The sequence below is a fragment of the Enterobacter sp. LM3 genome (assembly GCF_046622475.1).
In the GTDB taxonomy this organism is placed as follows: domain Bacteria; phylum Pseudomonadota; class Gammaproteobacteria; order Enterobacterales; family Enterobacteriaceae; genus Enterobacter; species Enterobacter cloacae_P.
In genome coordinates this window covers 347,921-370,514 of sequence record NZ_JBJURN010000004.1, presented here as the reverse complement: position 1 = coordinate 370,514, position 22,594 = coordinate 347,921, and the positions used below count along the sequence as shown (strand labels likewise).

Annotated in this window: 22 protein-coding genes; 14 read left to right on the top strand and 8 right to left on the bottom strand. The window is 52.6% G+C overall.

Annotation, left to right across the window (positions count from 1 at the left end; translation table 11 throughout):
• The first annotated feature begins 222 nt into the window (after positions 1-222).
• A complete protein-coding gene (locus ACJ9N4_RS07730) occupies positions 223-1,518 on the top strand; it encodes an MFS transporter (protein ID WP_182272336.1) in 1,296 nt (431 codons plus the stop codon).
• Here the strand turns inward: ACJ9N4_RS07730 and ACJ9N4_RS07725 are convergent.
• The 5 genes from ACJ9N4_RS07725 to trxC all read right to left on the bottom strand — a co-directional run bounded on the left by ACJ9N4_RS07725 (position 1,515) and on the right by trxC (position 7,238).
• Positions 1,515-1,838, bottom strand: a complete 324-nt coding sequence (locus ACJ9N4_RS07725; RefSeq protein ID WP_182272335.1) for a YfiM family lipoprotein — start codon at positions 1,836-1,838, stop codon at positions 1,515-1,517. The two genes, ACJ9N4_RS07730 and ACJ9N4_RS07725, sit on opposite strands and share 4 nt — an antisense overlap.
• 45 nt (positions 1,839-1,883) lie before the next feature.
• The gene (pssA, locus tag ACJ9N4_RS07720) at positions 1,884-3,239 is read right to left on the bottom strand and encodes a CDP-diacylglycerol--serine O-phosphatidyltransferase (protein WP_182274559.1); all 1,356 of its coding nucleotides are present in this window, start codon (positions 3,237-3,239) and stop codon (positions 1,884-1,886) included.
• A gap of 110 nt (positions 3,240-3,349) precedes the next feature.
• The gene (locus tag ACJ9N4_RS07715; protein ID WP_411500381.1) at positions 3,350-6,013 is read right to left on the bottom strand and encodes a bifunctional acetate--CoA ligase family protein/GNAT family N-acetyltransferase; all 2,664 of its coding nucleotides are present in this window, start codon (positions 6,011-6,013) and stop codon (positions 3,350-3,352) included.
• 35 nt (positions 6,014-6,048) lie between these two features.
• The gene (gene tapT, locus ACJ9N4_RS07710) at positions 6,049-6,747 is read right to left on the bottom strand and encodes a tRNA-uridine aminocarboxypropyltransferase (RefSeq protein ID WP_182272333.1); all 699 of its coding nucleotides are present in this window, start codon (positions 6,745-6,747) and stop codon (positions 6,049-6,051) included.
• Positions 6,748-6,818: 71 nt separating this feature from the next.
• Positions 6,819-7,238, bottom strand: a complete 420-nt coding sequence (gene trxC / locus ACJ9N4_RS07705; RefSeq protein ID WP_182272332.1) for a thioredoxin TrxC — start codon at positions 7,236-7,238, stop codon at positions 6,819-6,821.
• Between the two features lie 204 nt (positions 7,239-7,442).
• Between trxC and ACJ9N4_RS07700 the strand changes: the two genes are divergently transcribed.
• Positions 7,443-8,543 (top strand): tRNA/rRNA methyltransferase, encoded by a 1,101-nt coding sequence (locus tag ACJ9N4_RS07700; protein ID WP_182272331.1) that lies wholly within the window; start codon positions 7,443-7,445, stop codon positions 8,541-8,543.
• 47 nt (positions 8,544-8,590) lie between these two features.
• On the opposite strand, the gene ung is transcribed toward ACJ9N4_RS07700, so the two are convergent.
• On the bottom strand, positions 8,591-9,280 hold the full coding sequence (gene ung, locus ACJ9N4_RS07695) for a uracil-DNA glycosylase (protein ID WP_182272330.1): 690 nt from the start codon (positions 9,278-9,280) through the stop codon (positions 8,591-8,593).
• Between the two features lie 314 nt (positions 9,281-9,594).
• Between ung and grcA the strand changes: the two genes are divergently transcribed.
• Positions 9,595-9,978 (top strand): autonomous glycyl radical cofactor GrcA, encoded by a 384-nt coding sequence (grcA, locus tag ACJ9N4_RS07690; protein WP_182918797.1) that lies wholly within the window; start codon positions 9,595-9,597, stop codon positions 9,976-9,978.
• Between the two features lie 52 nt (positions 9,979-10,030).
• Here grcA and srmB read toward each other — a convergent pair whose 3' ends face one another.
• The gene (gene srmB, locus ACJ9N4_RS07685; protein WP_182918796.1) at positions 10,031-11,359 is read right to left on the bottom strand and encodes an ATP-dependent RNA helicase SrmB; all 1,329 of its coding nucleotides are present in this window, start codon (positions 11,357-11,359) and stop codon (positions 10,031-10,033) included.
• 132 nt (positions 11,360-11,491) lie between these two features.
• Here srmB and trmN point away from each other — a divergent pair, with 132 nt between their 5' ends.
• The gene (trmN, locus tag ACJ9N4_RS07680; RefSeq protein ID WP_182272327.1) at positions 11,492-12,229 is read left to right on the top strand and encodes a tRNA(1)(Val) (adenine(37)-N(6))-methyltransferase TrmN; all 738 of its coding nucleotides are present in this window, start codon (positions 11,492-11,494) and stop codon (positions 12,227-12,229) included.
• Here the strand turns inward: trmN and nadB are convergent.
• Positions 12,214-13,833, bottom strand: a complete 1,620-nt coding sequence (gene nadB, locus ACJ9N4_RS07675; protein ID WP_182918795.1) for an L-aspartate oxidase — start codon at positions 13,831-13,833, stop codon at positions 12,214-12,216. The genes trmN and nadB overlap by 16 nt on opposite strands.
• Positions 13,834-14,179: 346 nt before the next feature.
• Here nadB and rseD point away from each other — a divergent pair, with 346 nt between their 5' ends.
• The 10 genes from rseD (at position 14,180) to recO (ending at position 22,562) form a co-directional block, all read left to right on the top strand.
• On the top strand, positions 14,180-14,263 hold the full coding sequence (gene rseD / locus ACJ9N4_RS07670; RefSeq protein WP_223605340.1) for a rpoE leader peptide RseD: 84 nt from the start codon (positions 14,180-14,182) through the stop codon (positions 14,261-14,263).
• Positions 14,260-14,835: an RNA polymerase sigma factor RpoE gene (gene rpoE, locus ACJ9N4_RS07665; RefSeq protein WP_006176728.1), complete on the top strand. Its 576-nt coding sequence runs from the start codon at positions 14,260-14,262 to the stop codon at positions 14,833-14,835. Before rseD ends, rpoE begins: the two co-directional genes overlap by 4 nt.
• 31 nt (positions 14,836-14,866) lie before the next feature.
• A complete protein-coding gene (gene rseA, locus ACJ9N4_RS07660; RefSeq protein ID WP_014832926.1) occupies positions 14,867-15,517 on the top strand; it encodes an anti-sigma-E factor RseA in 651 nt (216 codons plus the stop codon).
• The gene (gene rseB / locus ACJ9N4_RS07655) at positions 15,517-16,470 is read left to right on the top strand and encodes a sigma-E factor regulatory protein RseB (protein WP_182272325.1); all 954 of its coding nucleotides are present in this window, start codon (positions 15,517-15,519) and stop codon (positions 16,468-16,470) included. The genes rseA and rseB overlap by 1 nt, the downstream gene beginning before the upstream one ends.
• Positions 16,467-16,943, top strand: a complete 477-nt coding sequence (gene rseC / locus ACJ9N4_RS07650) for a SoxR-reducing system protein RseC (protein ID WP_182272324.1) — start codon at positions 16,467-16,469, stop codon at positions 16,941-16,943. Before rseB ends, rseC begins: the two co-directional genes overlap by 4 nt.
• A gap of 185 nt (positions 16,944-17,128) precedes the next feature.
• Positions 17,129-18,928 carry a translation elongation factor 4 gene (lepA, locus tag ACJ9N4_RS07645; RefSeq protein ID WP_182272323.1) on the top strand — a complete coding sequence of 600 codons (1,800 nt, stop codon included), beginning with the start codon at positions 17,129-17,131 and terminating at the stop codon, positions 18,926-18,928.
• A gap of 15 nt (positions 18,929-18,943) precedes the next feature.
• Complete coding sequence (gene lepB, locus ACJ9N4_RS07640; RefSeq protein WP_182272322.1) at positions 18,944-19,918, top strand: signal peptidase I; 975 nt, start codon at positions 18,944-18,946, stop codon at positions 19,916-19,918.
• Between the two features lie 222 nt (positions 19,919-20,140).
• Positions 20,141-20,821 carry a ribonuclease III gene (rnc, locus tag ACJ9N4_RS07635; RefSeq protein WP_003860711.1) on the top strand — a complete coding sequence of 227 codons (681 nt, stop codon included), beginning with the start codon at positions 20,141-20,143 and terminating at the stop codon, positions 20,819-20,821.
• A complete protein-coding gene (gene era, locus ACJ9N4_RS07630; RefSeq protein WP_182918794.1) occupies positions 20,818-21,723 on the top strand; it encodes a GTPase Era in 906 nt (301 codons plus the stop codon). Before rnc ends, era begins: the two co-directional genes overlap by 4 nt.
• A 131-nt stretch (positions 21,724-21,854) precedes the next feature.
• Positions 21,855-22,562, top strand: coding sequence for a DNA repair protein RecO (recO, locus tag ACJ9N4_RS07625; RefSeq protein ID WP_182920057.1), 708 nt, complete (start codon positions 21,855-21,857; stop codon positions 22,560-22,562).
• Positions 22,563-22,594: the final 32 nt, after the last annotated feature.

Below are 22,594 nucleotides of genomic sequence, written 5' to 3'. Positions count from 1 at the left end.
GAAGAACCCCGTACCGGAAGGTGCGGGGTTTTTTGCTCTGGATTTTCGCGATCCCCCTCCCTGAAGCTTTCTCACCTTTCTCCTAATCCATTATCCTGCTAATAAAATATGTGATCATCGTCTCGTTGTTGTTTATAACAAAATAATAACATTTCATTTACGAAACAATCGAGTCAATACGGGTCTCAGTACGCCACTGTTTATGGCAGGAGTATAATCACAATGTCAGAAAGCATTACATCGCGCGGGACGCTGGTTAACAGTGATACCCGACGAAGGGTATGGGCTATTATCAGCGCTTCATCCGGGAACCTGGTTGAATGGTTCGACTTCTACGTCTACTCATTTTGTTCACTCTACTTCGCCCACATTTTCTTCCCGTCCGGGAACACAACGACTCAGCTACTTCAGACCGCTGGAGTTTTTGCCGCAGGGTTCTTAATGCGCCCAATTGGCGGCTGGTTATTCGGTCGTATTGCCGATCGTCGTGGACGTAAAACATCGATGCTGATCTCGGTCTGTATGATGTGTCTGGGATCGCTGGTGATAGCCTGTTTGCCCGGTTATGATGCCATTGGTACGTGGGCTCCAGCATTGCTGTTACTGGCTCGTTTATTCCAGGGACTGTCCGTTGGGGGAGAATATGGGACCAGTGCTACTTACATGAGTGAAATTGCAATCGAAGGTCGTAAAGGTTTTTACGCCTCTTTCCAGTACGTCACGCTCATCGGTGGACAACTTCTGGCCATCCTTGTTGTGGTGATCCTCCAGCAAATCCTGACCGACAGCCAGCTTCATGAATGGGGATGGCGAATTCCTTTCGCAATGGGGGCGGTGCTGGCGGTTGTTGCGCTTTGGCTGCGTCGCCAGTTAGATGAAACCTCGCAAAAAGAGGTCAGGACGCTGAAGGAGGCTGGATCGCTCAAAGGGCTATGGCGTAACCGCAAAGCGTTCCTGCTGGTTCTCGGTTTCACTGCTGGAGGCTCGCTCAGTTTTTACACTTTCACCACCTATATGCAAAAGTATCTGGTGAACACCACGGGAATGCACGCTAACGTCGCAAGCGTAGTGATGACTGCTGCGCTGTTTGTCTTTATGCTCATACAGCCAATTATCGGCGCACTTTCCGATAAAATAGGCCGTCGCACGTCGATGCTAATTTTTGGTGGACTGTCCACCTTATGTACCGTACCTATTTTGTCTGCGCTTCAGCATGTCTCCTCACCGTATGCAGCATTTGCCCTGGTCATGCTGGCAATGATGATTGTCAGTTTCTACACCTCAATCAGCGGGATACTGAAAGCGGAGATGTTCCCGGCACAGGTTCGTGCTCTGGGTGTAGGGCTTTCTTATGCAGTGGCGAACGCACTGTTTGGCGGGTCGGCTGAGTATGTTGCTCTGTCGCTTAAATCATGGGGAAGCGAAACGACATTCTTCTGGTACGTTACGGCGATGGGGGCGTTGGCTTTCATTGTATCCCTGATGCTTCATCGCAAGGGTAAAGGTATCCGCCTTTAGTAATGTGCCATCTGCCACACGGTATAGCCGGTGGTTGCGCCAGCGACATCCCAGGCAAAATCTTTCCAGCTCCAGCCGCTCCCTGCAGGGCGGCTATCCCAAATTTCTTTAGATGCCCCCAGGCTGATTGAGAACATCAGGCCGATGGCTGCGCTACGATCCCGGCTATAACCCTGGTGTTGCGCGTACTCATTACCTGCAGCGGACAACATAGCAGAAGCGATAAAGTGTTGCGCTTTATCCTGACCAGACCAGCTATCGTTAGCCATATGGCTGCATCCGGTCAGATAAAAGGTGGCTAGCAGGAGAGTGGTTCGCATTAACAGGCTCCATAAAAAAGCCCTGTCGATGACAGGGCCTGAGCATTACAGAATACGGCTGATAAGGCGGTCGATACGGATCCGCCGTAAACGACGAATCAGTTTACGGACTTTCACCGGATAATCGGCGATGCTCTGTAGATCGCGGTAATGACGAACTGTAGTCGTATGAGTGCGAATAAGTTCCAGCTCACGTTCACGCTTAGCGGCTAATTCATGTTTTGGATCGTGGATAAGAATGGCATTTTCCAGATCCAGACGCCAGGCGCGAGGGTTCAGGTTATTCCCGGTCAATAACATCCATTCATCATCGACCCACATTCCTTTGAGATGATAGGTGTTGTCATCATCTTTCCACAAACGAACAACCAGCTGGTCGGTGTTCACATAATACTGTAAACGACTCAGGAAACGACGAAGGTTAATCTCATAGAGATAGGGCAGTGCACCGATGATTTTGAACGGTTGATCTTCCGGGATAAAGAAGTCATTTGCCGTTTTATCACCGACGATGATCTCTACCTTCTTACCATCACGCAGCAGCTGAATGATGTTGCGTACCAGAACGGCTGGAAGGTTAAAGTATGGCGTGCAGATGGTGAGTTTTTGCTCAGCGCACGGCATTAAATGGAAGATCGTTTTGTTCAGCAGGCTCGATTTACCTAACCCCACCAGTGGCGTAACGGATAACTCTTCGTTATTTGCATCACCCTGGAAGTAATAAACCGCGTCACGAAGCTCCTGTCGGAACGAGCGAACATCGTTTTTGATTTCCGGGCTCTTGGGACGATGGGGATCATCAAGACGATTTACGCCGCGACCATGAACCAGGTTTTTATCAACCCAGTTAAACATGATATCGGCCATTTGCGGATTGCGGATCAGATGATAACGGTCATAACGGTATTTATCGAGCTGATGGAGGTAAACATCATTCAGGCTCGCGCCGCTATAGAGGACGCTATCATCGATGATAAATCCTTTGAAATGCAGTACGCCGAGCGCCTCACGGGTATTCACGGGGACGCCATAGACCGGAACATCGACGCCAGGGTTCTCCTGAGCCGTACGGCAATACCAGTCAGCATTTGTATTTGAAGCGACAGCGCCAATACGGCCACGCTGCGCGCGGTGCCAGTCAACCAGCACGCGTACATCCAGTTCCGGACGCTGACGTTTGGCCTCATAGAGCGCATTCAGGATCCCGCGCCCGCCTTCATCTTGTTCAAGATACAGCGCGACAACGCAGATACGTCGCGTCGCACTGGCTATCTTTTCCAGAAGCATCTCCCGAAAATGAGCGGGAGCGTAAAAGAACTCTACATCATCAACTGACTGAGAAATCTTCGGTAGTTGAGCAAGGTGTTGTTGATGTTTATTACGCTTAAATTTTGACAACATCACAGTGCGTTTCTTCTCTGTTCATTGAAGGGTTGTCTGTACCATGCAAACAACATAAGCAGACAATGATACCACCAGTACCGTCCAAAGTGGTTAACATTTCCAGTAGCTTACTCTTGTTTATCCGCTGATGTCAGCCTGAGCGACAGGGCAACAATCCCTTCGTCCAGTTGAATATCAACGTCAAATCCAAGTTTTCGCGCCAGGGTCACCATACCGCGATTGTTAGGCATAGTAATGCCATTCAGGCGTAACAATCCGTGATCGCGCGTATAACTGATGAGTTTTTCCAGCAGCCGCCGTCCCAGACCCAGACCTTTTAAATCAGAACGTACCAGCACGGCAAATTCCGCATCGACATTATCCGGGTCGGAAATAGCGCGCGTCACGCCGAGGATCTCATCTCCCTGATCGGTACGACGAACGGCCACAAACGCCATTTCTCGATCGTAGTCGATCTGGGTCATATTGGCTAAATCGTCATGGGTAAATTCATTGATTTCGCTAAAGTAGCGATAGTAAAGATCCTCTTTGGTGACCTGAGAGATAAACACCCGCAATTGCGGTTCGTCTTCCGGCAGGATGGGACGAAAGAGCGCACGCTCTCCGTTTTTCATCTCTACCCACTCTTCAAGTTGCAAAGGATACGGACGGATCGCGAGACGACTTTCTCTGTCTCCTTCGAAAGGTGCAATATCCAGCGTGACGTCCAGCGCAGTAAACTCATTGCCGGAGGCGAGCAGCGGATGAATGTCCAGCCGTTGGATCTCTGCGCAATCGACAATCAGGTTAGAAACCTGTACCAAAAACTGGCTTAACCCGGCAATATCGAGTGGACGCAGGGCACTTCGGCCACGGATTTTCTTGCTTTTTATCGCCTGAATAACCAGGTATCGCGCCAGGTTCATATTGAGCGGCGGTAAAGCGACCACCGCCTGTTCCTCTGGACGCCAGTCAACGCCGCCTTCTCCCAGCATGATGAGCGGACCAAAGACGGGATCGTGCTCAACCACCACCCGCAGCTCCTGAGCACCCGCACGGTTGGCCATGCTCTGCACCAGTAGCCCGTGGATCCTCGCCTGTGGCCAGGCCATCTTAGCGCGATCGATAATGGCCTCTGCCGCCTGCTGCACTTCCGCCGCCGTGCGCAGGTACAACATCACCCCCTGAATATCCGACTTATGCGGGATATCGGGCGAGCGGAGCTTCAGGGCGACCGGGTAGCCAATCTGCTCGGCAATATGAACCGCTTCGGCACTGTCGCTGGCAATCCACGTTGGCAGCGTTTGCATCCCATAGCTGCCAAGAATAGGTTGCACCTCGTGAGTATCAAGCGACGTAGCGCCTTCTTCGATAGCCTGCTGTAACAGCCTGTGGACATCGACGGAATTCGCCATCAGGTTACCGGGTAATGCAGGCGTTTCACGCAGTTGCTTCTGGTTCCGGCGGTACTCCACCATATGCATAAATGCGGTAATGGTGCCTTCCGGCGTGCGATATGTTGGTAGCCCGGCTTCACTGAACAGACGTCGTGCCTCCTGAGAGGAAAATTCGCCGCACCAGTTGGTCAACAGAGTGACGTATTTACCGCGAGGATGGTTCCGTACTGCCTCAATCAGCGCACGCGCACTTTCACTGCCTGGTGCTACTGCGCTGGGTGAATGGATAATCATCAGCGCATCAAAGTCCTGGCTATCCAGTAAAATGGATATGGCCTTGATATAGCGTTCGCTGCTGGCATCATCTCGCAAATCGAGTGGGTTGCCGGGCGAAACGCTTGTCGGTAAAGCCTCACTCAGGCGCTGCAGCGTCTCTTCCCCCAGTGTTGCCAGCTTGCCATTGCGCAGCCATAGCTCATCCAGGGCCAGTGCTGCCGGGGCTGCACCATTGCTGACTATCATGAGTTTTTCGCCGCGTAATGGTCGCATATGACTTAACGTCTCAACGGCAGAAAAAAGTTCGTGCGTATCTTGTACCCGCAACAAACCCGCGCGCTGGATTGCGGCGTCCCAGGCGGGATCCATACCGGAATGTGAATGCAGCAGGCGCTGAGCGGCGGGGCTACGTCCGCTTTTGATAACCAGGATTGGCTTATTGCGGGACGCGCTACGTGATGCAGACACAAAACGGCGGGCATCACTGAGGTGCTCAAGATAGAGAAGAATGGCGCTGGTCTTGCTATCACGTGCCAGAAAATCCAGCAGTTCATCGACATCGATATCCAGGCTGTCACCCAGTGCGATGAAATAGGAAAACCCCATCTCCCTCTGTTGTGCCCAGTCGAGGATCGTGTTTGATACGGCGGCCGACTGGGAAATAAAGGCGAGTTTACCTTTGCTGATGGGTACCGGGGAGAAACTGGCATTCAGTCCCTGCCAGGGCGCGAGCAGACCCAGACTGTTGGGGCCAAGAATGCGCATCTGGTAGCGGCTGGCACATGCCAACAGCTCAGGTTGTTGTTCAGGAGGAGACGAAAGGATAATACAGGTTTTACATCCTTTCTTGCCAAGCGATTCCAGCAGCTCCGGATTACGTTTCGCGTGCGTACACAGAATGGCAAGGTCGGGTACAAAAGGCAGGCTTTGTACATCTGGCCATGCCAGTACACCCTGAACGGCTTTATACGTGGGCGTAACGGGCATGACGGGGCCATTAAATCCACCCGCCAGCAGGTTGCGCATCATCAGATAACCTGCGCGGTCTGGTTTCATTGATGCACCAATAACGGCAATGGATTTAGGACGTAATAGCGCTTCTAACCCTCGCTGGCTCATGCAACTCTCCTGTGAATGCAAGCGGCCTGATGATTTTAAACGTTTTCCGTCTCCGTTGCTGTGATGCTGCCCTTATGAACGGTTTTTCCCGCCAGATAGCGCTCACGGAAACAGGAGAAATGGTTGCCCAGTGCGCTGGCTGCGGTGGTGTCCCCAGCCAGATCCAGAAGCGCAATCGCCACTTCAGCCGTGCAATATTGACCGTCAGCATGGGCTTCACGTAAGCGATAGGTCGAGACCCGAGACAGATCCACTGAGATCACTGGTAGCGCATCAAGATACGGGCTTTTACGGAACATTTTGCGTGCTTCGGTCCAGGTGCCGTCCAGCATAATAAACAGCGGGGGTTTACCTGATGGCGGAGTGGAAAGCACCTGACGCTGTTCTCCGGCATAGGAGGCCGGAAAAACAACCATCGGCTGATAGTCCGGGCTGGCGACCAAATCGAGCAGCGCCTGAGGCGGCTCCGTGCGTGACCACTGAAATGCGGCGGTATCTGGCAGAATATCGGCGATAAGACGACCCGTATTGCTGGGTTTCATCGGTTCGGTATCGAACATGACCAGACAAAAACGGCTCTCCGCCGAGCTCGGGGCCAACGTCTCGCATAAACAAACTTTAAGCGGCAGCAGGCAGCGCTGGCAGCGGCGAATACGGTTGCCACGGGCAAGGAAAGGGCGAGTGGCGCGCGCAAGGCGTTCGGCACGTAGTTGAAGGACAGCGTTATCAGTCATGAGCGAAATACAGGGGGAAAACCCCATTTTCGCAGAGGCAGGAACGGGGCACAAGATGTGCCCCGCGAATGTTACAGCGATTCGTTTAACCAGCTTTCAAAAGGGGCCTTCGGTACTGCACCGTTAAGCATATCGATGACTTCACCATTCTTGAAAATCATAATGGTCGGGATGCTGCGAATGCCAAAACGCGCGCTGAGCTCGCGTTCCGCCTCGGTGTTCACTTTAACGAAACGCATCTTTCCGCTACGCTCTTCGGCGACATCTTCAAAGATGGGCGCAAAGCTACGACATGGGCCACACCACGGAGCCCAGAAATCGATAACCACAGGAAGATCGTCCTTGAGGAGTTTGTCCAGCGTAGCACCCGTAGCGTTAATGACATCACCATCAAACAATTCATGGCCACAACGCCCGCATTTCGCACCATCATCAATCCGATCGTCCGGAATGCGATTAAGAGCCTGACAGTTGGCACATACGGTATTCATAACTAACCTCTGATAGAGCCGTGGGACAGCGGCAGAACGCCGATAATGTTTCTAATATGTTACATATTATCAATGAGCCCGTGTGAAACGACAATGCGTTTTATTCAATGAGAACAATAGTCGCAGGCTTTTGTACGAAATTATGGCTATGCGCTGACACATCGGGTAATCTGCGCGCTTCGCGCAGCGCTGGTGGAGAAAAGCATGAACGACGAAATGAAAAACAAAAGCGGCAAGGTCAAAGTGATGTATGTCCGCAGTGATGATGACTCTGATAAACGCACCCAAAATCCGCGTACCGGAAAAGGTGGCGGGCGTCCGGCGTCTTCTCGTGCAGACGGTGGCCGTCGCCCCGCCCGCGATGACAGAAATAACCGCGGTGATGACCGCAAACGTGATGACCGTAAGCGTGACGATCGCAAACGCGATGACCGTCCACGTGATGACTTCTCACGTGATAACTCATCCCCGTGGCGTACCGTTTCTCGCGCCCCTGGCGATGAAACGCCAGAAAAAGCCGATCACGGCGGTATCAGCGGTAAGAGCTTTATCGACCCGGAAGTGCTGCGTCGTCAGCGTGCGGAAGAGACCCGTGTGTACGGCGAAAACGCCTGCCAGGCCCTGTTCCAGAGCCGTCCTGAGTGCATCGTCCGTGCCTGGTTTATCCAGAGCGTAACCCCGCGCTTTAAAGAAGCGCTGCGCTGGATGGCGGCCAACCGTAAAGCCTACCATGTGGTTGACGATGCCGAACTGACCAAAGCGTCCGGCACTGAACACCACGGTGGCGTGTGCTTCCTGATCAAAAAACGTAACGGTACCACCGTTCAGCAGTGGGTCAGCCAGGCGGATGCCGATGACTGCGTACTGGCGCTGGAAGATGTGGGCAACCCGCATAACCTGGGCGCGATGATGCGTAGCTGTGCACACTTTGGCGTGAAAGGCGTACTGCTACAGGATGCTGCACTGCTGGAATCTGGTGCGGCGATCCGTACTGCCGAAGGTGGTGCTGAGCACGTACAACCGATCACCGGTGACAGCGTACTGGATGCCATTGAGCAGTTCCGTAAAGCGGGTTACTCCATCGTAACCACTTCCAGCCATGCCGGTACGCCGCTGTTTAAAGCAACGCTGCCGCGTAAAATGGTGCTGGTGTTAGGTCAGGAGCGCGATGGTCTGTCTGATGCTGCGCTGTCCAGTGCGGACCTGAGCGTCTCTATCGACGGAACTGGCAATGTGGAAAGTCTGAACGTTTCCGTGGCAACTGGCGTACTGCTGGCTGAATGGTGGCGTCAGAATAAAGCATAAGCATTTGTGCTTTTTGTATGCCCGGCTCTCCGGGCATACAAAACAAATTACTCGCTTTCAGCCGGTAGCACAGGCATCCAGTCAATCGGCGTTTCGCCACGTTTTTCCAGCCATTCATTCGCCAGTACAAAGTGATTACTGCCAAAGAAACCGCGATGCGCTGACAGCGGTGACGGGTGTGGTGCTTTCAGCACATGGTGACGCTGTCGGTCGATAATCGCCCCTTTTTTCTGCGCGTGAGAACCCCAGAGTAAAAATACTACCCCTTCACGATGTTCATTGATCAGGCTGATGACTTTATCGGTAAAGGTTTCCCAGCCCAGACTGGCGTGGGAATGGGCCTGACCTGCACGGACGGTTAATACGGTGTTCAATAACAGCACACCCTGGTGCGCCCAGCTTTCCAGATAACCATGATTTGGCCGGGTAAACCCGGGCAGGGTGCCTTCAAGCTCTTTATACATATTCAGAAGTGAAGGCGGAATGGCAATGCCCGGACGTACGGAAAACGCCAGACCATGCGCTTGTCCCGGCCCGTGATAAGGATCCTGTCCGAGGATAACCACCTTCACATCACTCAGTTCGGTATAGCGAAAGGCGTTAAAAACATCTTTTTGTGGCGGGTAAATTGTCTGGCCAGACTGCCGTTCAGCGGCAACGGTACTGAGGGTATTGATAAAATAGGGCTGCTGTTTCTCTGCTGCCAGCACGTCGTGCCATGTTAAAGGTGTTGTCATCTCGCTCTCCTGCGAATCTCAATCTGCGCTTAGCTTACCCGTTAAAACCCGGTGCGCAAAATTCCACGCTGAAAATGCGTCTAAGTGACTAAATTCATTTTGAAAATATGCAAAATAAGTTGAATTGGTAAAGTGTCTAAATTGATCTGAAACAATAAATTCAAACCACACTCTTTATGTGGTTGGTGTTTTTGTTGATTTAAATCAATAAATCACCCATGCCTGAATGATATATATACACACAAGCAACAATGGTTTTACCAATTGGCCGCGAGAGGCCGACACCCGTTACTGTAGCCTAAGGGAGGCATCACATGATTACAGGTATCCAGATTACTAAAGCTGCAAACGACGATCTGCTCAACTCTTTCTGGCTGCTGGACAGCGAGAAAGGTGAAGCACGCTGTGTAGTAGCAAAAGCAGGTTTTGCGGAAGATGAAATTGTGCCAGTCAGCAAACTGGGCGAAATTGAATACCGTGAAATCCCAATGGAAGTGAAACCGGAAGTGCGCGTAGAAGGTGGTCAGCACCTGAACGTTAACGTTCTGCGCCGCGAAACCCTGATGGATGCCGTTGAGCACCCAGAAAAATATCCGCAGCTGACTATCCGTGTTTCTGGTTATGCGGTACGTTTCAACTCTCTGACCCCGGAACAGCAGCGCGATGTTATCGCGCGTACCTTTACTGAAAGCCTGTAAGGTTTCAGCCACGGGGGCGAAATAAAAAAGCCGGGAATTTCCCGGCTTTTTTTTACTCTTCTGTTTTCGTCTCTGGTGCAGCAGCACTTGGCTTACGGCGCTTACCAATGTTCTTGGTATCGCGGTGGCGTTGTTTAACGCGCGGCTTCTCTTTTTCTTTCTCTTTCTTCTCAGCACGTTTGGCGAGCGCTTTCTTGGACGGTTTACCCGTCATTTTTTCGCTCGGGGCACGTGTGGTCGGACGAAGTTCACTGATAACGCGGGCCTTCAGCGGCTCATCAACATAGCGGCCAATTTTCTGCAGCAGCAGGAAATCATGTGCTTCGACCAGAGAAATAGCGATACCTTTGCGGCCTGCACGACCGGTACGGCCAATGCGGTGCAGATAGGTGTCACCGCTGCGCGGCATATCGAAGTTAATCACATGGCTGACATCCGGAATATCGATCCCGCGAGCAGCAACGTCGGTGGCGACCAGCACGTTTACGCGACCATCGGTCAGGCGCTTGATGCCTTCGGTACGCTTAACCTGCGCCATCTCGCCTTCAAGGTAGCAGTTGTTGATCCCTGCATTACGTAGCATTTCAGCCAGCTCGTGCACACGCTCGCGCTTACGCACGAATACGATGGTGCGAGTCGCGTCTTCTTGCTTCAGCAAATGCTTGAGCAGCTCAACTTTGTGTTCCAGATCATCCGCGCGGTAGTACCACTGGTGGATCTTCTTGCGCTCACGAGTGGAAGGGGTTGCAGATACCTCCACCGGCTCTTCCAACAGGCGCTCTGCGAAATCTTTAATCGCTTCCCCTTCCAGGGTGGCAGAGAACAGCATTGTCTGGTTACGCCAGCGCGTTTCACCCGCGATGTGTTCGATATCCTGGGCAAAGCCCATGTCCAGCATACGGTCGGCTTCGTCGAGGATCAGCGTTTCAACCGCGCGGCAGTCGAAGTTCTCTTCTTTAATGTACTGCAGCAGACGGCCAGTCGTCGCCACGACGATGTCCTGGTTCTCACTGAACACTTCAGCGTGGTTCATATATGCAACACCGCCGGTAATGGTGGCGATATCAAGATGGGTGTTCGCAGCCAGTTCACGCGCGTGTTCGGCAACCTGCATTGCCAGTTCACGAGTAGGCGTCAGGATCAAAATGCGCGGTGGGCCTGATTTTTTGCGAGGGAAATCGAGCAAATGCTGCAAGACAGGCAGCAAGTAGGCTGCTGTTTTCCCCGTGCCGGTTGGCGCAGAACCGAGCACATCGCGGCCCTCAAGCGCAGGCGGAATGGCCGCTGCCTGAATGGCGGTCGGGCGTGTAAAGCCTTTGCTCTCAAGAGCATTGAGCAGGCTTTCATCGAGTTCAAGTTCGGAAAAAGTCGTTACAGTCATGTTCTACCTCTGTGTGGGGCGCTGATTATAGACGTTACGGCTGTAATCTTCATCTGTTTGTATGGATATCGCTTTGCGACCACTTCGCTTTCCCCTATGCTACTCCAGTTTCACTTAGAAGGTTGCCCTGACATGTCTCAACTCAAAGCGCAGTTGCGCCGCGATGGTTTTACGTTTAAACAATTTTTTGTGGCTCACGATCGCTGTGCGATGAAAGTCGGCACAGATGGTATTTTACTGGGAGCATGGGCACCTGTCGCAGGTGTTAAACGTATCCTGGATATCGGCACCGGCAGCGGCCTGTTGGCCTTAATGCTGGCGCAGCGCACGGAAGAACACGTCACTATTGATGCCGTTGAGCTGGATGTACAGGCCGCAGGGCAGGCGAGCGAAAATGCGGATGAATCGCCGTGGGCCGCCCGGATTAAGGTTGAGTGCGCGGATGTGCTGGTCTGGGCACCAGAACAAACAGCCCGTTACGATCTTATCGTCAGTAACCCGCCATACTATGAGCCAGGTGTCGAGTGCGGTTCGCCGGAACGCGAGCAGGCTCGCTATACCGGTTCGCTCGATCATAAGGCGCTGTTAACCAGTGCGGCAGAGTTGATCTCCGAAGAGGGATTTTTCTGCGTGGTTCTGCCAGAAAATACCGGTAACACGTTTATTGGGATTGCGCGGGAGATCGGCTGGAACTTACGTTTACGAACCGATATTTCGGACACCGAAGGACGCTTACCTCACCGCGTGCTGCTGGCACTTTCACCACAAGAAGGGGAGTGCTTTAACGACAGGATGGTGATCCGTGGGCCAGACCAGCGTTACTCCGAAGATTACACTGCTCTGACCCAGGCGTTTTATCTGTTTATGTGAACCTGCGGGGACAAAATTGACGGACCGGATCCCGCCAGTTGGTCGGGGTAGTCCAGGGTATAGTGTAGGCCGCGGCTCTCTTTACGCATCATCGCGCAGCGAACAATCAGCTCGGCTACCTGCACCAGGTTGCGCAGCTCCAGCAGATTATTGGATACACGGAAGTTGGCGTAATATTCATCAATTTCTTGCTGTAGCATTGTGATGCGGCGTAATGCGCGTTCAAGACGTTTAGTGGTGCGTACGATGCCAACGTAGTCCCACATAAACAACCTCAGCTCGTGCCAGTTATGCTGAATCACGACCAGCTCATCCGGGTTCTCTACACGGCTTTCATCCCAGGCGGGTAAACGCGAAGTCTGGCGGGTATATGGAATGCGTTTGGCAATATCTTCCGATGCAGACCATCCATAAACCAGACATTCCAGCAGCGAGTTTGATGCCATACGGTTTGCACCATGCAGCCCGGTGTAGCTTACCTCACCAATGGCATACAGACCATCCACGTCGGTACGACCGTGATCGTCAACCATCACACCACCACAGGTATAGTGAGCTGCGGGAACGATGGGAATGGGATCGCGAGTCAGATCAATACCCAGACCCAGCAGTTTTTCGTAAATCATCGGGAAGTGCTGGCGGATGAACTCGGCCGGTTTATGGCTGATGTCCAGATACATACAATCCACGCCAAGACGTTTCATCTCGTGGTCGATAGCGCGGGCAACGATATCACGCGGTGCAAGTTCGCCCCGGGCGTCAAAGTCCGGCATAAAGCGGGAACCATCCGGGCGTTTCAGATAAGCCCCTTCGCCACGCAGGGCTTCCGTCAGTAAGAAATTGCGAGCCTGCGGATGGAAGAGTGCCGTCGGGTGGAACTGGTTGAACTCCAGGTTCGCCACGCGGCAACCGGCGCGCCAGGCCATTGCGATACCGTCACCGGAGGCAATATCCGGGTTGGTGGTGTATTGATACACTTTGGAGGCCCCGCCAGTGGCCAGCACAACGGCTTTTGCCTGACAGGTTTCGACCTTCTCTTTATTGCGATTCCAGACCCAGGCTCCCACCACACGACGCGTGCCGGGCAGACCAATCTTGTCGGAAATGATCAGGTCAACGGCATTACTCCGCTCCAGAACCTGAATATTAGGATGGCTAAGCGCTTTACTGACCAGCGTGGTTTCAACCTCTTTCCCTGTGGCATCTGCAGCGTGCAGGATACGACGGTGGCTATGCCCACCTTCACGGGTAAGGTGATAGCTCTCTTCACCGTTTGGCTGAACCTGGGTATCGAACAATACCCCCTGGTCGATAAGCCACTGCACGCAGTGGCGGGCGTTGCTGGCGACAAACTCGGCGGCATGTTCGTCCACGATCCCAGCTCCGGCGATCAGCGTATCTTCTACGTGTGACGCAATGCTGTCTGTTTCATCAAATACGGCAGCAATACCGCCCTGGGCGTAAAAAGTGGAGCCTTCGCTCATTGGCCCTTTGCTCAGAACGATAACGCTCTGATGCTCGGCCAGACGCAGCGCCAGTGAGAGACCGGCAGCACCGCTGCCGATGATCAGTACATCGCAATGAAGTTCGGGTGTTGTGTTCATTATGTTTGTTTAATTTACTAAACATTGTTTGGTCAGAATAGCACCTGAATGCGAGATATCGCACGTTTTTTTTGATCTTTGTTGTAATGGCTAAACTTGTTGCAGGGGGATTAAAAAGAGGTAAAAGAACGAAAATATTTTGCGAAGCAGATCGTTAGCTTCAGATTTTGTGGTGAAATAAAGCCCGTGTTGCGTTACTCTTTCGGCGGGAAATTTGATGTTTCTTGTCAGAAAGTGGGTACGTATCGTGAACAGACTTATAATGAGAGAAAATGAATGGTCTGCGGCGCGATGAACAAAAACAAAGGCGTGACGGAACTTATTGAAGAACAGACACTCTAACTCGGTGCTTGCTCAAAGTGCGGTATTTTTAGAGTGGCGTTTCGATAACGCGTGGAATTTAGGTTTGGGGAGACATTACCTCGGATGAGCGAGCAGTTAACGGACCAGGTCCTGGTTGAACGGGTCCAGAAGGGAGATCAGAAAGCCTTTAACTTACTGGTAGTGCGCTACCAGCATAAAGTGGCGAGCCTGGTTTCCCGCTATGTGCCGTCAGGTGATGTGCCTGATGTTGTGCAAGAGTCTTTTATTAAGGCCTATCGTGCGCTGGATTCGTTCCGGGGAGATAGTGCTTTTTATACCTGGCTGTACCGTATTGCGGTGAATACAGCAAAGAATTATCTGGTCGCTCAGGGCCGTCGTCCACCGTCAAGTGATGTGGACGCCATCGACGCCGAGAACTTTGAAAGTGGCGGTGCATTGAAAGAAATTTCGAACCCTGAGAACTTAATGTTGTCAGAAGAACTGAGACAAATCGTTTTTCGCACGATCGAGTCGCTCCCGGAAGATTTACGCATGGCAATTACGTTGCGGGAGCTGGATGGTCTGAGCTATGAAGAGATAGCCGCTATCATGGATTGTCCGGTCGGCACGGTACGTTCACGAATATTCCGTGCGCGAGAAGCTATTGATAATAAAGTTCAACCGCTTATCAGGCGTTGACGATAGCGGGATACTGGAAAAGGTATTAGGCATGCAGAAAGAAAAACTTTCCGCTTTAATGGATGGTGAAACGCTGGATAGTGAGCTGCTCAACGAGCTGTCCCATTCTCCCGAGATGCAAGAGACCTGGGAGAGCTATCATCTCATCCGTGACACACTGCGCGGTGACACTGGCGAGGTTCTCCATTTCGATATCTCAGCCCGCGTAATGGCGGCTATTGAGAACGAGCCTGTTCATCAAACCACACCGCTGATCCCTGAAGCTCAGCCTGCGCCTCACCAGTGGCAGAAAATGCCGTTCTGGCAAAAGGTGCGTCCGTGGGCCAGTCAACTTACCCAAATGGGTGTGGCTGCATGCGTATCGCTTGCAGTTATCGTTGGCGTCCAGCACTATAATACTCAGTCTGAAACTAACCAGCAGCCAGAAGCGCCAGTGTTTAATACACTGCCGATGATGGGCAAAGCCAGCCCGGTAAGCCTGGGTGTACCGGCTGATGCCTCCGCCAGTGGTGGTCAGCAACAGCAGGTTCAGGAGCAACGCCGTCGCATTAATGCGATGTTGCAGGATTACGAGTTGCAGCGTCGTCTGCACTCTGAACAGCTTCAGTTTGAGCAGGCACAAACCCAGCAGGCCGCTGTGCAGGTGCCAGGAAACCAAACTTTAGGAACGCAATCGCAGTAATGAAGCAACTTTGGTTCGCCATGTCTCTGATGGCGGGTAGCCTGTTCTTCTCTGCCAACGCCTCGGCTGATGTTTCATCCGGGGCGTTGTTGCAGCAAATGAATCTGGCCAGCCAGTCACTCAATTACGAGTTGGCATTTATCAGCATCAATAAGCAGGGTGTCGAGTCGTTACGCTATCGGCATGCCCGCCTTGATAACCAGCCTCTCGCCCAGCTTTTACAGATGGATGGCCCGCGCCGGGAAGTTGTCCAGCGTGGCAAAGAAATCAGCTATTTCGAGCCAGGCCTGGAACCTTTCACGCTGAATGGCGACTATATTGTCGATTCTCTGCCATCACTCATCTACACCGATTTTAAACGTCTTGCCCCTTACTACGATTTTATCTCGGTAGGGCGTACGCGCATTGCGGACAGACTGTGTGAAGTCATTCGCGTTGTCGCGCGTGACGGTACGCGCTACAGCTATATCGTCTGGATTGATGCCGAGACGAAGCTGCCAATGCGCGTTGACCTGCTTGATCGTGATGGTGAAACGCTGGAACAGTTCCGGGTGATCTCCTTTACCATTAACAATCAGGTGGGGAGCAGCATGCAGAATCTGGCGAAAGCCAGCTTACCGCCGCTTTTGTCCGTGCCTGCGGGAGATTCCATTAATTTCAACTGGGTACCATCCTGGATCCCACAAGGGTTTAGCGAAATCTCCAGCAGCCGTCGCCAGTTACCGACCATTGAAACACCGGTTGAATCGCGCCTCTATTCCGATGGTTTGTTCAGCTTCTCGGTGAACATCAACCGCGCAACGGCAAACAGCACTGAACAAATTCTCCGTACCGGGCGTCGGACGGTTAGCACGACGGTACGCGATAATGCAGAAATCACCATTGTCGGCGAATTACCGCCGCAAACCGCGAAGCGCATTTCTGACAGCATTAAATTCAGGGCCGGACAATGATTAAAGAGTGGGCCACGGTCGTATCGTGGCAGGACGGCGTTGCGCTGGTGAGCTGTGATGTAAAAGCTTCATGCAATAGCTGTGCGTCCAGAGCCGGCTGTGGAAGTCGCGTGCTGAATAAACTTGGACCGCAGACTTCGCACACGCTCTCTGTGTCGAGCGAACAACCGCTGGTGGCAGGGCAAAAAGTGGAACTGGGTATTGCTGAAGGTAGTCTGCTCAGTTCCGCCATGCTGGTTTACCTCTCCCCACTGGTGGGGTTGTTCGTGATGGGGGGGATCTTCCAGATGCTGTTTGGCACCGATGTAGCCGCTATGTGCGGTGCTGCGTTGGGGGGCGTTGGCGGATTTTGGCTTGCCAAAGGTTTCTCCCCTAAGCTTGCCGCTCGTGAAGAGTGGCAACCCGTCATTCTTAGCGTTGCGCTGGCTCCAGACCAACTTCGTGTCGAAACGCTCTCTTCTGAGGCCCGGTGATCCACCGGGCTTTATCATTATTTACATCTCAAAAATGAAAACGACGTTTCTTCACGCTATACCTGGCTCTAAGTGCATTTCCAGGTTACAGGTATGTAGTGTAGAATGCTGCGTTTTCGCACTGAAAAACGTCAGGCTAAGAACAGCGGCCTCCAGGAATTCGTAAGGCATAATTATTTAACTATATGAAGAACATACGTAACTTTTCGATCATTGCTCACATTGACCACGGTAAGTCGACGCTGTCTGACCGTATTATCCAGATTTGCGGTGGCCTGTCTGATCGTGAAATGGAAGCCCAGGTTCTGGACTCCATGGACCTGGAACGCGAACGTGGTATCACCATTAAAGCGCAGAGCGTTACGCTCGATTACAAGGCGGCTGATGGTGAAACCTATCAACTGAACTTTATCGACACCCCAGGCCACGTTGACTTCTCCTATGAAGTTTCACGCTCGCTGGCGGCCTGTGAAGGCGCGCTGCTGGTGGTGGATGCCGGGCAGGGCGTAGAAGCTCAGACCCTGGCAAATTGCTACACCGCGATGGAAATGGATCTTGAGGTTGTACCGGTTCTCAACAAAATTGACCTGCCGGCAGCCGATCCAGAGCGCGTAGCGGAAGAGATTGAAGATATTGTCGGTATTGATGCGACCGATGCTGTGCGCTGCTCGGCGAAAACCGGCGTGGGTGTTCCTGACGTGCTGGAACGTCTGGTGCGTGATATTCCACCGCCAGAAGGTGACCCGGATGCGCCACTGCAGGCGCTGATCATCGACTCCTGGTTCGATAACTACCTGGGCGTTGTCTCGCTGGTACGTATTAAAAACGGCACCATGCGTAAAGGCGACAAAATCAAGGTGATGAGTACCGGCCAGGTCTATAACGCAGACCGTCTGGGGATCTTCACGCCAAAACAGGTTGACCGTACTGAGCTGAAATGCGGCGAGGTGGGTTGGCTGGTGTGTGCAATTAAAGACATCCTCGGTGCACCGGTTGGCGATACGCTGACGCTGGCGCGTAATCCGGCAGATAAAGCACTGCCTGGCTTCAAAAAAGTGAAGCCGCAGGTCTATGCCGGTCTGTTCCCGGTCAGCTCCGACGATTATGAGAACTTCCGTGACGCGCTTGGCAAACTGAGCCTGAACGATGCTTCCCTGTTCTACGAGCCAGAAAGTTCAACGGCGCTGGGCTTCGGCTTCCGCTGCGGCTTCCTCGGCCTGCTGCACATGGAGATCATTCAGGAACGTCTGGAACGTGAATACGATCTGGATCTGATCACTACCGCGCCCACCGTAGTGTATGAAGTAGAGACCACGTCGAAAGAGGTTATCTACGTCGATAGCCCGTCCAAACTCCCGCCGCTGAACAATATTCATGAGCTGCGTGAGCCTATTGCAGAGTGTCACATGCTGCTGCCGCAGGAATTCCTGGGCAACGTGATCACGCTGTGTATTGAGAAACGTGGCGTACAGACCAACATGGTTTACCACGGTAACCAGGTGGCACTGACCTACGAAATCCCGATGGCGGAAGTGGTACTCGACTTCTTCGACCGTCTGAAGTCGACCTCTCGTGGCTATGCGTCACTGGATTACAACTTCAAACGCTTCCAGGCCTCTAACATGGTGCGTGTGGACGTGCTGATCAACGGCGAGCGTGTTGATGCGCTGGCGCTGATCACCCACAACGATAACGCGCCGTACCGTGGCCGTGAGCTGGTTGAGAAGATGAAAGAGCTGATCCCACGTCAGCAGTTCGACATCGCGATTCAGGCGGCTATTGGCAACCATATTATCGCCCGTTCTACCGTGAAACAGCTGCGTAAAAACGTTCTGGCTAAATGCTATGGCGGTGACGTCAGCCGTAAGAAAAAGCTGCTGCAGAAGCAGAAAGAAGGTAAGAAGCGTATGAAGCAGGTCGGTAACGTTGAACTGCCGCAGGAAGCATTCCTTGCCATTCTTCATGTTGGTAAAGACAGCAAATAACTTTAAGGAGTTGGCATGGCGAACATGTTTGCCCTGATCCTGGTCATCGCTACCCTGGTGACGGGTCTGTTGTGGTGCCTGGATAAGTTTATTTTCGCCCCGAAACGCCGTGAACGTCAGGCTGCCGCGCAGGCAGCCACTGGCGAACAGCTGGATGCGAAAACCCTGAAGAAAGTCGGCCCGAAACCGGGCTGGCTGGAAACAGGTGCATCGGTATTCCCGGTGCTGGCGATCGTTCTGGTTGTGCGTTCGTTTATTTACGAGCCATTCCAGATCCCATCAGGTTCAATGATGCCAACGCTGTTGATTGGCGATTTTATTCTGGTCGAGAAGTTTGCCTACGGCATTAAAGATCCTATTTACCAGAAGACGCTGATCGAAACCGGTCATCCTAAACGTGGCGACATTGTGGTATTTAAATACCCGGAAGATCCGCGTCTGGACTACATCAAACGTGCTGTAGGTTTGCCGGGTGATAAAGTGACCTACGATCCGGTAGCCAAAGAAGTGACCGTACAGCCAGGCTGCAGCTCCGGTACTGCATGTGAAAACGCGCTACCAATCACTTACTCGAACGTTGAGCCAAGTGATTTTGTGCAGACCTTTGCTCGTCGCAATGGTGGCGAGGCAACCAGCGGTTTCTTCCAGGTACCAAAAGGCGAAACCAAAGAGAACGGGATCCGTCTGGTCGAACGCAAAGAGACGCTGGGTGATGTTACGCACCGTATCCTGACCGTACCTATTGCGCAGGATCAACTGGGTATGTACTACCAGCAACCAGGTCAGCAGCTTGCCAGCTGGATCGTACCGCCGGGACATTACTTCATGATGGGTGATAACCGCGATAACTCTGCGGACAGCCGTTACTGGGGCTTTGTGCCGGAAGCGAATCTGGTTGGTAAAGCGACCGCAATCTGGATGAGTTTTGAGAAACAGGAAGGCGAATGGCCGACCGGTGTCCGTCTGAATCGTATTGGCGGCATCCATTAATTCTCATTAATTGAACACGTAGCCGTGGTTATTCGCGGCTACGTGAATTATTTAAGCGATAAATCTGTTTGAACTAACGACATCCCCTGTCGTTGTGTATAGAATATTCCCCCGAAGTTTAAGGTTGGCCCTGTAAGGGTGCCACGGCACACGAAACCGCGTTGGTTTTCTCAGGTCGGTTTCGTGTGCTGCATTTTTGACGCATTCATTTATTGGTATCGCATGAACCCCATCGTAATTAATCGGCTTCAACGTAAGCTGGGCTACACTTTTCATCATCAGGAGTTGTTGCAACAGGCATTAACCCATCGAAGTGCCAGCAGCAAACATAATGAGCGTCTCGAGTTTTTAGGCGACTCTATTTTAAGTTTCGTGATTGCCAATGCGCTTTATCATCGTTTCCCGCGTGTGGACGAAGGTGATATGAGCCGCATGCGCGCCACGCTGGTACGGGGTAACACCCTTGCGGAAATCGCACGCGAATTTGAACTGGGTGAATGTCTGCGTCTTGGGCCGGGTGAACTGAAAAGCGGCGGCTTCCGTCGTGAATCTATTCTTGCCGATACGGTCGAAGCATTAATCGGTGGCGTGTTCCTGGACAGCGATATCCAGACCGTAGAAAAGCTGATCCTGAACTGGTATCAGACCCGTCTGGACGAAATCAGTCCGGGCGATAAACAAAAAGATCCGAAAACGCGTTTGCAGGAATATTTGCAGGGTCGTCACCTCCCGCTGCCATCTTATCTGGTGGTGCAGGTGCGTGGTGAAGCGCACGATCAGGAATTTACCATCCATTGCCAGGTCAGTGGCCTGAGTGAACCGGTGGTTGGCACAGGTTCTAGCCGTCGTAAGGCGGAACAAGCTGCCGCCGAACAGGCGTTAAAAATGCTGGAGCTGGAATGAGCGAAGAAAAAACCTATTGCGGATTTATTGCCATCGTCGGACGTCCGAACGTCGGTAAATCCACCCTGTTGAATAATCTGCTCGGGCAGAAGATTTCTATCACCTCTCGTAAGGCGCAGACCACGCGCCACCGCATCGTCGGTATTCATACTGAAGGCGCGTATCAGGCGATTTATGTCGATACTCCTGGCCTGCATATGGAAGAGAAACGTGCCATTAACCGCCTGATGAACAAGGCGGCGAGTAGCTCGATTGGCGACGTAGAGCTGGTAATTTTCGTTGTGGAAGGCACCCGCTGGACGCCAGACGACGAAATGGTGCTGAACAAGCTGCGTGATGGCAAAACGCCGGTGATCCTGGCTGTCAACAAAGTGGACAACGTGCAGGACAAAGCCGATCTGCTGCCGCACCTGCAGTGGCTGGGCAGCCAGATGAACTTCCTCGATATCGTTCCGCTGTCTGCTGAGACTGGCCTGAACGTCGATACCATCGCGGGTATCGTGCGTAAGCATTTGCCGGAAGCCATTCATCACTTCCCGGAAGAGTACGTTACCGATCGCTCCCAGCGTTTTATGGCCTCTGAAATCATCCGTGAAAAACTGATGCGTTTCCTGGGCGCAGAGCTGCCGTATTCAGTGACGGTTGAGATCGAACGTTTCCAGAGCAACGAGCGTGGTGGTTATGACATCAACGGCCTGATCCTCGTTGAGCGTGAAGGGCAGAAGAAGATGGTGATTGGCAACAAAGGTGCCAAGATCAAAACCATTGGCATCGAAGCCCGTAAAGACATGCAGGACATGTTTGAAGCACCGGTTCACCTGGAACTGTGGGTGAAAGTGAAATCTGGCTGGGCTGATGATGAGCGTGCTCTGCGCAGTCTCGGTTACGGCGAAGACCAGTAGTTTTCATACTCTATGGCTTTCGAGGTGCAGGAAGGCGGCAAGACCGCGAATCCCCGGGAGCTTACTTCAGTAAGTGACTGGGGTGAACGGGCGCAGCCAACGCACCTGCAACTTGAAAGACGACGAGTATGATGGAAGGATGGCAGCGCGCCTTTGTATTGCATAGTCGTCCCTGGAGCGAAACCAGCCTCATGCTGGACGTCTTCACGGAAGAGTCGGGCCGCGTGCGCCTTGTTGCGAAAGGTGCACGTTCCAAACGTTCTAATCTGAAAGGTGCATTACAGCCTTTCACACCGCTGCTGGTTCGCTTTGGTGGGCGAGGGGAAGTCAAAACCCTGCGCAGCGCTGAAGCCGTTTCCCTGGCGCTTCCCCTTTCTGGCATCACGCTGTACAGCGGTCTGTATATCAATGAACTCATCTCACGCGTTCTTGAACATGAGACCCGCTTCTCTGAACTTTTCTTTGATTACCTGCACTGTATCCAGGCGCTGGCTGGCGCAACCGGTACGCCTGAACCCGCATTGCGCCGGTTTGAACTGGCGTTGCTGGGGCATCTGGGATACGGCGTCGATTTTTTGCACTGTGCCGGCAGCGGTGAACAGGTCGAAGATACAATGACCTACCGTTATCGCGAGGAAAAAGGCTTTATTGCCAGCGTCGTCATCGATAACAGTACCTTCACTGGTCGTCAGCTCAGGGCGCTGTTTGAACGAGAGTTCCCGGATCAGGATACCCTGCGCGCCGCAAAACGCTTTACCCGAATTGCGCTCAAGCCGTATCTTGGTGGCAAGCCCTTAAAGAGCCGCGAATTATTCAGGCAGTTTATGCCTAAGCGTTAGATTACTGTATTAAAAGAAAATCGAGGATTGTC